Genomic DNA, 12629 nt, shown 5'->3' on the forward strand with positions numbered 1-12629 from the left:
ACGACATGGCCGTGCAGGATCTGCTGTCCCAGGATGAAATCGACGCGCTGTTGCATGGTGTCGACGATGGTCTGGTACAGACCGATAACGCTGCCGAACCCGGCAGTGTCAAAAGCTACGACCTGACCAGCCAGGATCGCATCGTCCGTGGACGCATGCCGACTCTGGAAATGATCAACGAGCGTTTTGCCCGCTACACCCGCATCAGCATGTTCAACATGCTGCGCCGCTCGGCGGACGTTGCCGTCGGTGGCGTGCAGGTGATGAAGTTCGGCGAATACGTGCACTCGCTGTACGTACCGACCAGTCTCAACCTGGTCAAGATCAAACCCCTGCGCGGCACCGCGCTGTTCATCCTCGACGCCAAACTGGTGTTCAAACTGGTGGACAACTTCTTCGGCGGCGACGGCCGTCACGCCAAGATCGAAGGGCGTGAATTCACCCCGACCGAACTGCGCGTGGTGCGCATGGTGCTGGAGCAGGCGTTCGTCGACCTGAAAGAAGCCTGGCAGGCGATCATGGAAGTCAACTTCGAGTACATCAACTCGGAAGTGAACCCGGCCATGGCCAACATTGTCGGCCCGAGCGAAGCGATCGTGGTCTCCACGTTCCACATCGAACTCGACGGCGGTGGCGGCGACCTGCACGTGACCATGCCGTACTCGATGATCGAGCCGGTGCGCGAAATGCTCGACGCCGGTTTCCAGTCGGACCTCGACGACCAGGACGAGCGCTGGGTCAACGCCCTGCGTCAGGACGTGCTGGATGTCGACGTGCCGATCGGTGCCACCGTGGCTCGCCGCCAGTTGAAACTGCGCGACATCCTGCACATGCAGCCGGGTGATGTGATCCCGGTCGAGATGCCGGAAGACATGATCATGCGCGCCAACGGCGTGCCGGCCTTCAAGGTCAAGATGGGCTCGCACAAAGGCAACCTCGCGTTGCAGGTGATCGAGCCGATCGAGCGCCGCTGAAGCGGCGCAACACCCCTTACGCCTTTAACTGAATTGTTGCCCGCCGAGGACAAATGATGAACGACGAAATGAACGCCCAGGACGATCAGGCACTGGCCGACGAGTGGGCTGCCGCCCTGGAAGAAACCGGTGAAGCCGGGCAGGCCGACATCGACGCGCTGCTGGCCGCCGACGCTGGCGTTTCGAGCTCCAACCGTCTGCCGATGGAAGAGTTCGGCAGCGTGCCGAAGAGCAACGAGCCGGTCAGTCTGGACGGTCCGAACCTGGACGTGATTCTCGACATTCCGGTGTCGATCTCGATGGAAGTGGGCAGCACCGACATCAACATCCGCAACCTGCTGCAACTCAACCAGGGTTCGGTGATCGAGCTCGATCGTCTGGCCGGTGAGCCGCTGGACGTGCTGGTCAACGGCACCCTCATCGCTCACGGCGAAGTGGTTGTGGTCAACGAAAAGTTCGGCATCCGCCTGACCGACGTGATCAGCCCAAGCGAACGCATCAAGAAGCTGCGCTGAGTGAAAAAGGTTCTGGGTTCCTTGCTGGCCGCGGTGCTGGCGCTGCCATTGACGGTCATGGCCGCCGAGCCTGCGACTGCGGCTGCGGCTGCGGCTCCCGCGGCGCCCGCGATTGCTCCGGCGGTCAGCAGTGGCGTCGCCGGGCAATTGACGCAACTGGTGTTCGGCCTGCTGCTGGTGCTGGGATTGATCTTCTTCCTCGCCTGGCTGCTTCGCCGGGTGCAGAACGCAGGGCCGGCGGGCAAGGGCCAGGTGATCGAACTGATCGGTTCCCGCGCCCTCGGACCGCGTGACCGCTTGATGCTGGTTCAGGTCGGCAACGAGCAGATCCTGCTTGGCCTGAGTCCCGGCACGATCACCGCGCTGCACGTACTCAAGGAACCGGTGGACGTCCCGGCCACCTCCGAAAAAGCGACTCCGGAATTTGCCCAGCATCTGTTGAAGATCCTCGGCAAGGATCAGAAGGATAAGAAGTAATGGGTGCGTTGCGCATCGTCTTGACCCTGGCCTTGATGTTGGCCGCGCCACTGGCGTTCGCCGCCGATCCGTTGTCGATCCCGGCGGTCACCCTGGGCACCAACGCCAACGGGGCGCAGGAGTATTCGGTCAGCCTGCAGATCCTGCTGATCATGACGGCGCTGAGCTTCATCCCGGCCGCCGTCATCCTGATGACCAGCTTCACCCGGATCATCATCGTCTTCTCGATCCTGCGTCAGGCCCTCGGCCTGCAACAGACACCGTCGAACCAGATCCTCACCGGCATGGCGCTGTTCCTGACCCTGTTCATCATGGCGCCGGTGTTCGACCGGGTGAACAACGATGCACTGCAACCGTATCTGGCGGAGAAGCTCACCGCCCAGCAAGCGGTGGAAAAGGCTCAGGTGCCGATCAAGGACTTCATGCTCGCCCAGACTCGCTCCAGTGATCTGGAGCTGTTCATGCGCCTGTCCAAGCGCACCGATATCGCGACGCCGGATCAGGCGCCGCTGACCATTCTGGTACCGGCGTTCGTTACGTCCGAGCTGAAAACCGCGTTCCAGATCGGCTTCATGATCTTCATCCCGTTCCTGATCATCGACCTGGTCGTGGCCAGTGTGCTGATGGCGATGGGTATGATGATGCTGTCGCCGCTGATCATTTCCCTGCCGTTCAAGATCATGCTGTTCGTGCTGGTTGACGGATGGGCGCTGATCATTGGCACCTTGGCCAGCAGTTTCGGAGGTGTTTCGCCATGACCCCAGAAGTAGCGGTCGACATCTTTCGCGAAGCCTTGTGGCTGACCACGATGATGGTCGCGATCCTGGTGGTCCCGAGTCTGCTGGTGGGCCTGCTGGTGTCGATGTTCCAGGCCGCGACGCAGATCAACGAACAGACCCTGAGCTTTCTGCCGCGTCTGCTGGTGATGCTGGTGACCCTGATCGTCGGCGGTCCGTGGATCATCCAGACCTTTATGGAATACATCATCCAGCTGTACAAAAACATTCCGCTGGTCATCGGCTAGGTCATGCAATCGCTGCTTCAGTTGACCGACACCCAGATCAGTACCTGGGTGGCGACGTTCATGCTGCCGCTGTTTCGCATCGGCTCGATGCTGATGGTGATGCCGGTCTTCGGCACTACGCTGGTTCCCAAACGCATCCGCCTGTACCTCGCACTGGCGATCACCGTGGTGATCTCGCCCAATCTGCCGCCCATGCCGGCGGTCAGTCCTCTCGATCTCAGCGGCTTGTTGTTGATCGCCGAGCAGATCCTGGTCGGTGCCGTGCTGGGCTTCTCTTTGCAGCTGTTCTTCCAGGCGTTCGTGATCGCGGGGCAGATCGTTGCGATTCAGATGGGCATGGGCTTCGCTTCGATGATCGACCCCACCAACGGCGTGTCGGTGGCGGTGATCGGGCAGTTCTTCACCATGCTGGTGACGCTGCTGTTTCTCGGCATGAACGGTCACCTTGTAGTCTTTGAAGTGCTGACTGAAAGTTTCACCACACTGCCGGTTGGCGCCGGTCTGATGACCGCGCATTACTGGGAGCTGGCCGGTAAGCTCGGCTGGGTGCTGGGCGCAGCATTGATGCTGGTGCTGCCGGCCGTCACCGCGCTGCTGGTGGTCAACATTGCGTTCGGTGTGATGACCCGCGCCGCGCCGCAACTGAACATTTTTGCGATCGGTTTCCCGCTGACCCTGGTGCTCGGTCTGTTCATCGTCTGGGTCGGTCTGGCAGACATTCTCAATCAGTATCAGCCGCTGGCCGTCGAAGCCTTGCAGCTGCTACGCGAACTGGCACAGGCGCGCTGAGTCATGGCAGAGAGCGAGAGCGGTCAGGATAAAACAGAAGACCCCACGGAGAAGCGCAAGAAGGACTCCCGGGAAAAGGGTGAGATTGCGCGCTCAAGGAACTCAACACCTTGGCCATCATGCTCGCCGGTTCCGGTGCGCTGCTGGTGTTCGGCGGCATGCTGGCGCAGGACCTGATGGAACTGATGCGCATGAACTTCACGCTGTCGCGGGAAGTGATCATGGATCAGGGCGCCATGGGCAAGTTCCTGATGAGCTCCGGGCTGACAGCGCTGGTGGCGATCCAGCCGATCATGATCACTTTGCTGCTGGCTGCGTTTCTCGGGCCGATCGCACTTGGCGGCTGGCTGTTCGCCGCGGGCTCTCTGGCACCCAAGTTCAGTCGGATGAACCCCGCTTCGGGGTTCAAGCGCATGTTCTCCATGAAGTCGGTGATCGAACTGCTCAAGGCGCTGGCCAAATTCCTGATCATTCTGGCCGTGGCGCTGGTGGTGCTGTCCGGGGATGTCGACGACCTGCTGCGCATCGCTCACGAACCCATCGACCGGGCCATCATTCACAGCCTGCAAGTGGTGGGCTGGAGCACGCTGTGGATGGCCTGCGGTCTGATCATCATCGCGGCCGTCGATGTGCCCGTGCAGATCTGGGAAAGCATCAAGAAGCTCAAGATGACCAAGCAGGAAGTGCGCGACGAGCACAAGGATCAGGAAGGCCGGCCGGAGGTCAAGCAGCGGATCCGTCAGGTGCAGCGCGAGATGTCGCAGCGGCGGATGATGGCCGCGATCCCGGATGCCGACGTGGTCATCACCAACCCGACGCACTACGCCGTAGCCCTCAAATACGACTCGGAGAAGGGCGGGGCGCCGGTGCTGCTGGCCAAGGGTAGCGACTTCCTGGCGCTGAAGATCCGCGAAATCGCCGTGGCCAACGAAGTCATGCTGCTCGAATCGCCGGCCCTGGCGCGTTCGATCTACTACTCCACCGAGCTGGAAGAAGAGATTCCCGGCGGCCTGTACCTCGCGGTCGCCCAGGTACTGGCCTACGTCTACCAGATCCGCCAGCACCGCGCGGGCAAGGGCAAGTTCCCGGAACCGCTCAAGGACGACCTGCCGATTCCGCCGGATCTGCGGCGCGATTCCTGATGAAACAAAAAACCGCCATCCGGTTGAGCCCGGAGGCGGTTTTTTTATGCCTGATGACCTGTGTCGCTTGTGAGGCCGCCTTCGCGGGCAAGTCGAATCGTCGCACCGCCGCTCCCACAGTGATTTGTGGCGTGCTCATATTTCCCGAGCGACGCTAAACCTGTGGGAGCGGGCTTGCCCGCGAAGGCGTCAGTTGCCGCGACACATCACTCAAGCCTTTACGCGGGGTTCGGCGACGGCGTCAGTTCCAGATTATTCAGCACCCGATTCGCTGCCAGCTCCCCGAGCATGATCAGTTGCCCGATACCCGTCAGCGTTCTGCGTTGCGAGGCGGGCATGAGGTGGGCGAAGTCATTGGCGATGGTTCTGGCAGAAGCGAGGGTTTCGCAGAGCTCGACCAGCAGCTCTTCGTTTTTGAAGTCTGCGGTGACGGCAAACATCCGGCGGGTTCTGCGTGGCGGTGGCGTGGCGCCGGGCGGGCAGAGATAGTGATCGAGGGCGCGGTCGGCGGCTTCGTGCAGCTTTCTGGAGTCGAGGGATTCGTAGGGCGAGGCAGGGTCGGTTTCGGGTGGGTTGGGTGTTGGTTTGATCATGGTGAAGCTCCTATTAAGTGGAGCCGCCCGGAACTGTCGCTAAACAGTAAGGTGGCGGCTGTACGCAGGTTAGCGAACCGGTTATAGGCACCCGGCAGACCCGAGGGTCTCCCGCATACAGCCACCATAGCGGAGTTGCAGACATTGAATCTGCCACAAGGCATGGAGCGCTGGTGCACCTATTTATGATTCGAGTCGCTAAACCCGATCGCTGATTCGTCAGCGACCGATCCACAATAGAATCCGACCCCAAAGCGCACAAGCCGGCGGATTCTGGCGTAGCTGTAGGCAATGGCGCAAGGATTCGTAGCCTCCAAGGCGTGTCTGGAGGTGTCTTTTAAACACCCGAATTTAAATGGCGCTTTATGCTGATTTCTCGGGCCTCTTCGCGAGCAAGTCGAATCGTCGCACCGTCGCTCCCACAGTTGACCGCGTTCCATTGTGGGAGCGAGCTTGCTCGCGAAAGCGACATCCCGCCCAGCAGAAAAACCGCGCTCAAACCCCTCTGTTTCAATCATCGGCAAAAGTTGGAAGGCTTCTTGCAGTAGCCGCCGTGCGCCCGCTCCGGGCGTCAAAAGTTTGCTTTAAAGGAACGGGGAAAACCGGTGGATCGCTCTCAGTTAATCAACAGTGCTCGCTCGAACATTGCCGACCTCAGTCGGGGCAATCTGGGTGTGCCGCTGTTGCTGCTGGTCATGCTGGCGATGATGATGTTGCCGGTGCCGCCGTTCCTGCTCGACGTGTTCTTCACCTTTAACATTGCCCTGTCCATCGTCGTGCTGCTGGTCTGCGTGTACGCGTTGCGGCCGCTGGACTTTGCGGTGTTCCCGACGATCCTGCTGGTGGCGACGCTGTTGCGACTGGCGCTGAACGTGGCGTCGACGCGGGTGGTGATGCTCCACGGTCAGGACGGCCACGCCGCTGCCGGTAAGGTGATCCAGGCCTTCGGTGAGGTGGTGATCGGCGGTAACTACGTGGTGGGTATCGTGGTCTTCGCGATTTTGATGATCATCAACTTCGTCGTAGTGACCAAGGGTGCCGGGCGGATTTCCGAGGTGAGCGCGCGCTTCACCCTCGATGCGATGCCCGGCAAACAAATGGCGATCGACGCCGACCTCAACGCCGGCCTGATCGACCAGACCCAGGCCAAGGCCCGCCGTCAGGAAGTGGCCCAGGAAGCAGAGTTCTACGGTTCGATGGACGGTGCCAGCAAATTCGTGCGCGGTGACGCCATCGCCGGCCTGCTGATTCTGTTCATCAACCTCATCGGCGGCATGGCCGTCGGTATCTTCCAGCACAACATGTCCTTCGCTGACGCCGGCAAGGTTTATGCCCTGCTGACCATCGGTGACGGTTTAGTGGCGCAATTGCCATCACTGTTGTTATCTACAGCTGCAGCGATCATGGTGACCCGTGCTTCCGGTTCGGAAGACATGGGCAAGCAGATCAATCGCCAGATGTTCGCCTCGCCGAAAGCGCTGGCGGTGGCGGCCGGTCTGATGGCGGTCATGGGCCTGGTGCCGGGCATGCCGCACTTCTCGTTCCTGACCATGGCCGCCCTGGCTGCCGGTGGCGCATACCTGTTCTGGAAGAAGCAGAACGTGGCCAAGGTGCAGGCGCTGGAAGAGGTCAAGCGTCAGCAGGAACTGCTGCCGTCGCCGGCCCGCGCCATGGAAACCAAGGAACTGGGCTGGGACGACGTGACGCCCATCGACATGATCGGCCTGGAAGTCGGCTATCGCCTGATTCCGCTGGTGGACCGCAACCAGGGCGGCCAGTTGCTGGCGCGGATCAAGGGCGTGCGCAAGAAGCTCTCGCAGGATCTGGGCTTCCTGATGCCGACCGTGCACATCCGCGACAACCTCGATCTGGCACCGAGCGCCTATCGCCTGACCCTGATGGGGGTGATCCTGGCCGAGGCCGAGATCTACCCGGATCGCGAACTGGCGATCAACCCGGGGCAGGTCTACGGCACGCTCAACGGCATCACCGCCAAAGATCCGGCTTTCGGCCTGGAGGCGGTGTGGATCGAAGTCAGCCAGCGCGCCCAGGCGCAATCGCTCGGTTACACCGTGGTGGACGCCAGCACCGTGGTCGCCACCCACTTGAACCAGATTCTGTACAAGCACTCCAGCGAGCTGATCGGCCACGAGGAAGTGCAGCAACTCATGCAATTGCTGGCCAAGAGCTCGCCGAAACTGGCGGAAGAGCTGGTGCCGGGTGTGGTCACGTTGTCGCAGCTGCTGAAAGTGTTGCAGGCGCTGCTGGCCGAACACGTGCCGGTGCGCGACATCCGCAGCATTGCCGAAGCCATCGCCAACAATGCCGCCAAGAGTCAAGATACCGCCGCTTTGGTGGCCGCTGTGCGGGTTGGCGTATCCCGTGCAATCGTCCAAAGCATTGTAGGGACTGAGTCCGAGCTGCCAGTCATCACGCTGGAGCCAAGGTTGGAACAAATATTGCTCAATAGTCTGCAGAAGGCAGGACAAGGCTCGGAAGAGGGCGTTCTGCTGGAGCCAAGCATGGCCGAGAAGCTGCAACGTTCGCTCATCGAAGCGGCGCAGCGTCAGGAAATGCAAGGTCAGCCGGTGATCCTGTTGGTAGCAGGCCCGGTTCGCGCGATGCTCTCGCGCTTTGGTCGCCTGGCAGTTCCCGGACTGCATGTGCTGGCCTACCAGGAAATTCCGGACAACAAGCAAGTGACCATCGTTGCGACAGTAGGGCCCAACGGCTGAGGTAGTGGTTTATGCAAGTTAAGCGTTTTTTTCGCCGCCGATATGCGTCAGGCCATGAAGCTGGTTCGTGATGAGCTGGGCGCTGATGCCGCCATCATTGGCAACCGCCGCATTGCCGGCGGTGTCGAGCTGACGGCGGCGCTGGATTACAAACTGTCGGCGCTGGCGCCACGGGTTCCGAACATGGAACTCGAAGACGAGCTGCGCAAGACCCAGTCGCGCATCGTCACCGCCCAGGCCGAGCTGAGCATGCGTGGTGAGGCCGACGGCAACACCAATCGCCAGTTGTTCTCCGGTCTGCCATTGACCGCCGGCCTGCCGCTGACAGCAGCCGAGCCTCTGACAGAACCGACGTACGCCGCACCGGCCCGTCCAGCCCCGGCACCTGCTCCGGCTGCCGCTGGCGTCGATCCGCGTGCGCTGGATTCGATGCGTTTCGAACTCAACAGCCTGCGCGAGCTGATGGAAGTGCAGCTCGGCACCCTGGCCTGGAATCAGCTGCAAGGCAGCCGTCCGGCCCAGGCCAACCTCTATCGTCGTCTGCAACGCATCGGCTTGTCCGGCCCGTTGTCCCGCGACCTGCTGGCGCTGACCAGCGATATCGAAGAACCTCGTCAGGCCTGGCGCATGCTGCTCGCGCACCTGGCGCGGATGATCGCCACACCGGAAGTCGAGCCGCTGGAAGAGGGCGGTGTGATTGCCATGGTCGGCCCGGCCGGCATGGGCAAGACCACCACCCTGGCCAAACTGGCGGCCCGTTACGTGCTCAAGTACGGCGCGCAGAACATTGCGCTGGTGAGCATGGACAGTTTCCGCATCGGTGCTCAGGAACAGTTGAAAACCCTGGGCCGGATCCTCAATGTGTCGGTGACCCACGTCGACCCTGGCCAGTCCCTGGTGCAGGCGCTGGATCCACTGCTGCGCAAACGCGTGGTGCTGATCGACACCGCCGGCCTCCAGGCCAGCGATCCGGCACTGCGCATGCAGCTGGAAAGTCTGGCCGGTCGTGGCATTCGGTCGAAAAATTATCTGGTATTGGCAACCACCAGCCAGAAACAGGTTCTAACCGCCGCTTATCACAGTTACAAGCGTTGCGGGCTCGCCGGCTGCATCCTGACTAAACTGGATGAGACGGCCAGCCTTGGCGAAGTGCTGAGCCTGGCGATCAGTCATGAACTGCCGGTCGCCTACCTGACCGACGGCCCACGGATTCCGGATGATCTGCATCTGCCGCGCCGTCATCAATTGGTCAGCCGCGCCGTCAGCGTGCAAATGCAGGAAGAACCCAGCGAAGAAGCCATGGCTGACATGTTCGCTGATATCTACCACAGCCCGACCAAGCAGGTTGGCTGAGGTAATGAACAGTTTTTGTACCTACATCGATGGTCTGCCACGCATTGTTCCGGTTGTGAACGCGCAGCCAGTAATGTGGCCTCCGTCTATGCAAGACAAGGTAAAGAAATAACATGGGCAGCATGCATCCCGTACAGGTGATCGCGGTGACCGGCGGCAAAGGTGGCGTCGGCAAGACTAACGTGTCAGTGAACTTGTCCCTGGCGCTGGCAGAGCTTGGCCGTCGGGTCATGCTGCTGGATGCCGACCTGGGTCTGGCGAACGTCGACGTTCTGCTGGGCCTGACGCCCAAACGTACTTTGGCCGATGTGATCGAGGGCCGCTGCGAGCTGCGCGACGTGCTGTTGCAAGGTCCCGGCGGGATCCGCATCGTGCCGGCCGCTTCCGGCACGCAAAGCATGGTTCATCTGAGCCCGGCCCAGCATGCCGGCCTGATCCAGGCGTTCAGCGACATCGGCGACAATCTCGACGTGCTGGTGATCGACACCGCTGCGGGTATTGGTGACTCGGTAGTCAGTTTCGTTCGCGCGGCGCAAGAAGTGTTGCTGGTGGTCTGCGATGAGCCGACCTCGATCACCGACGCCTACGCGCTGATCAAGCTGCTCAACCGCGATTACGGCATGAACCGCTTCCGCGTCCTGGCCAACATGGCCCAGAGCCCGCAGGAAGGTCGCAACCTGTTCGCGAAGTTGACCAAGGTCACGGATCGCTTCCTCGACGTCGCCTTACAATACGTCGGTGCGGTGCCTTACGACGAAAGCGTGCGCAAGGCGGTGCAGAAGCAGCGTGCGGTCTATGAAGCCTTCCCGCGTTCCAAGTGCGCACTGGCATTCAAGGCGATCGCGCAAAAGGTCGACACCTGGCCGCTGCCCGCCAACCCGCGCGGCCATCTCGAATTTTTCGTCGAGCGCCTCGTGCAGCAAACGGCAGGACCTGTGCTATGACCGCCAGCGGTATGAACCTTTACAAAAAGTCGGCGCGTGACGCGCAGTACGAGCTGATCGAGCGTTACGCGCCACTGGTCAAACGCATCGCCTACCACTTGCTGGCGCGGTTGCCGGCCAGTGTGCAGGTCGAAGACCTGATCCAGGCCGGGATGATCGGCCTGCTCGAAGTCTCGACCAAATACGACGCCAGCAAGGGCGCCAGTTTCGAAACGTACGCGGGCATCCGGATCCGTGGCGCGATGCTCGATGAAGTACGCAAGGGGACTGGGCACCGCGCTCGGTTCACCGCAATACCCGTATGGTCAGCGACGCGATTCGCTCGATTGAAGCTAAAACCGGCCGTGACGCTAAAGATCACGAGGTTGCGGCCGAACTCCAGTTGAGTCTCGACGATTACTACGGGATTTTGAACGACACCCTGGGCAGCCGACTGTTCAGTTTCGACGACCTGTTGCAGGACGGCGAACACGAAGGGCTGCACGAGGATGGCGCCAGTGCTCATCTTGAGCCGTCACGCGATCTGGAAGATGAACGCTTCCAGGCGGCGCTGGCGGACGCGATTGCCAATTTGCCGGAGCGTGAGCGACTGGTGTTGGCGCTGTACTACGACGAAGAACTGAACCTCAAGGAAATCGGTGAAGTCCTTGGCGTCAGTGAATCGCGGGTCAGCCAGTTACACAGCCAGTGCGCGGCCCGCTTGCGGGGGCGTTTGGGGGAGTGGCGAGCGCGCTGAAGGCAGTGTGGGGACACTGCGAACGAGGCTGGTGCGGTGGTGAACGGCACCGGTCTTGCTCTGTTGTGCTCCAGACAGTCATCGAGTGCTTTGCCGGATTGATTGAAATGGCGCGTCCAGGTGCTGGACGCGTTTAAGACTGCTTGGAGGTCGAATTGAACAAAGACATGAAAATCCTCATCGTTGATGACTTCTCAACGATGCGGCGGATCATCAAGAACCTGTTGCGTGACCTCGGGTTCACCAACACCGTTGAAGCCGACGATGGCACCACCGCCATTCCGGTGCTCAACAGCGGCAGCATCGACTTTCTGGTGACCGACTGGAACATGCCCGGCATGACCGGTATCGACCTGCTGCGTCACGTGCGCGCCGATGAAAAACTCAAGCACCTGCCGGTGCTGATGGTGACCGCTGAAGCCAAGCGCGAGCAGATCATCGAAGCGGCCCAGGCCGGCGTTAACGGCTACGTGGTCAAACCTTTCACGGCTCAGGCGCTGAAAGAAAAAATCGAGAAGATTTTCGAACGCATCGGCTGATGACGCGCGGGGGAGCTATGGAGCATAAAGAATCTTCACAGGGCGACTTCGAGTCGACGCTGAAAAAACACGCGGTCGAACTGGTCGAAAGCCTTGAAAAAGGCAGGTTCGGCGACGCTGTGCAACTGATCCATGAGCTCAATCAGACCCGTGACCGTGGCCTGTACCAGGAAGTCGGCAAGCTCACGCGCGAACTGCACAGTGCAATCGTCAACTTCCAGATCGACCCGCACATGCCGCAGGCCGAGGAAGTGTCGCAGATCACTGATGCGACCGAGCGCCTGGGCTATGTGGTCAAGCTGACCGAAGCCGCGGCCAACCGCACCATGGATCTGGTGGAAAGCGCCACGCCGGTGGTCAATGGTCTGGCTGATGAAGCCCAGGCATTGAGTGCCGACTGGGGACGTTTCATGCGCCGCGAAGTCGGGGCTGAAGAGTTCCGCGAACTGGCGCGCCGGGTCGACGGTTTTCTGTCACGCAGCAGCGCGGACAACCGCGCGGTGTCGAGCAACCTCAACGACATCCTGCTGGCCCAGGATTACCAGGACCTCACCGGTCAGGTGATCAAGCGCGTGACCCAACTGGTCACCGAAGTCGAAAGCAATCTGCTCAAACTCGTCCTTATGGCCAGTCAGGTTGACCGCTTTGCGGGCATCGAACATGACCGTGCGGCGATGCTCGCTGAAAAAGATCCACAAAAACATCTCTCGCAGGGTGAAGGTCCGCAGATTCATGCCGATAAACGAGAAGACGTTGTGTCCGGTCAGGACGATGTGGACGATTTGCTATCCAGCCTTGGATTTTGAGT

The 12629-nt window shown here is 60.9% G+C and carries 11 protein-coding genes and 3 pseudogenes; 13 read left to right on the top strand and 1 reads right to left on the bottom strand.

Annotation, left to right across the window (positions count from 1 at the left end; genetic code table 11):
* Positions 1–5: 5 nt before the first annotated feature.
* From fliM to flhB, 7 genes and pseudogenes are all read left to right on the top strand, one after another.
* A complete protein-coding gene (gene fliM, locus R1A29_RS07330; RefSeq protein ID WP_003222890.1) occupies positions 6–974 on the top strand; it encodes a flagellar motor switch protein FliM in 969 nt (322 codons plus the stop codon).
* A 56-nt stretch (positions 975–1030) separates the two neighbouring features.
* Positions 1031–1489: a flagellar motor switch protein FliN gene (fliN, locus tag R1A29_RS07335; RefSeq protein ID WP_085710472.1), complete on the top strand. Its 459-nt coding sequence runs from the start codon at positions 1031–1033 to the stop codon at positions 1487–1489.
* Positions 1490–1966, top strand: coding sequence for a flagellar biosynthetic protein FliO (gene fliO, locus R1A29_RS07340; protein ID WP_438301060.1), 477 nt, complete (start codon positions 1490–1492; stop codon positions 1964–1966).
* Positions 1966–2724, top strand: coding sequence for a flagellar type III secretion system pore protein FliP (fliP, locus tag R1A29_RS07345; protein WP_085710474.1), 759 nt, complete (start codon positions 1966–1968; stop codon positions 2722–2724). The genes fliO and fliP overlap by 1 nt, the downstream gene beginning before the upstream one ends.
* Positions 2721–2990, top strand: coding sequence for a flagellar biosynthesis protein FliQ (fliQ, locus tag R1A29_RS07350; RefSeq protein ID WP_085710476.1), 270 nt, complete (start codon positions 2721–2723; stop codon positions 2988–2990). Before fliP ends, fliQ begins: the two co-directional genes overlap by 4 nt.
* 3 nt (positions 2991–2993) lie before the next feature.
* A complete protein-coding gene (gene fliR / locus R1A29_RS07355) occupies positions 2994–3779 on the top strand; it encodes a flagellar biosynthetic protein FliR (protein ID WP_438301061.1) in 786 nt (261 codons plus the stop codon).
* A 3-nt stretch (positions 3780–3782) separates the two neighbouring features.
* Positions 3783–4921, top strand: a pseudogene (gene flhB / locus R1A29_RS07360) (flagellar biosynthesis protein FlhB).
* A gap of 218 nt (positions 4922–5139) precedes the next feature.
* Here the strand turns inward: flhB and R1A29_RS07365 are convergent.
* A complete protein-coding gene (locus R1A29_RS07365) occupies positions 5140–5514 on the bottom strand; it encodes a DUF6124 family protein (RefSeq protein ID WP_438301062.1) in 375 nt (124 codons plus the stop codon).
* 605 nt (positions 5515–6119) lie between these two features.
* Here R1A29_RS07365 and flhA point away from each other — a divergent pair.
* From flhA to R1A29_RS07395, 6 genes and pseudogenes are all read left to right on the top strand, one after another.
* Positions 6120–8249 carry a flagellar biosynthesis protein FlhA gene (flhA, locus tag R1A29_RS07370; RefSeq protein WP_085710483.1) on the top strand — a complete coding sequence of 710 codons (2130 nt, stop codon included), beginning with the start codon at positions 6120–6122 and terminating at the stop codon, positions 8247–8249.
* An 11-nt stretch (positions 8250–8260) separates the two neighbouring features.
* A pseudogene (gene flhF, locus R1A29_RS07375) lies at positions 8261–9602 on the top strand (flagellar biosynthesis protein FlhF).
* 113 nt (positions 9603–9715) lie between these two features.
* Entirely contained in the window at positions 9716–10546 is an 831-nt protein-coding gene (gene fleN, locus R1A29_RS07380; protein ID WP_003222917.1) for a flagellar synthesis regulator FleN, read from the top strand.
* Positions 10543–11282, top strand: a pseudogene (gene fliA, locus R1A29_RS07385) (RNA polymerase sigma factor FliA). The gene fleN and the pseudogene fliA overlap by 4 nt, the downstream one beginning before the upstream one ends.
* A gap of 167 nt (positions 11283–11449) precedes the next feature.
* Entirely contained in the window at positions 11450–11821 is a 372-nt protein-coding gene (locus R1A29_RS07390) for a chemotaxis response regulator CheY (protein ID WP_003183998.1), read from the top strand.
* Between the two features lie 17 nt (positions 11822–11838).
* Complete coding sequence (locus R1A29_RS07395; RefSeq protein ID WP_085710486.1) at positions 11839–12627, top strand: protein phosphatase CheZ; 789 nt, start codon at positions 11839–11841, stop codon at positions 12625–12627.
* The last annotated feature ends 2 nt before the right edge of the window (positions 12628–12629 follow it).

It is taken from the genome of Pseudomonas sp. NMS19W (assembly GCF_051554255.1).
Lineage (GTDB): Bacteria > Pseudomonadota > Gammaproteobacteria > Pseudomonadales > Pseudomonadaceae > Aquipseudomonas > Aquipseudomonas kribbensis.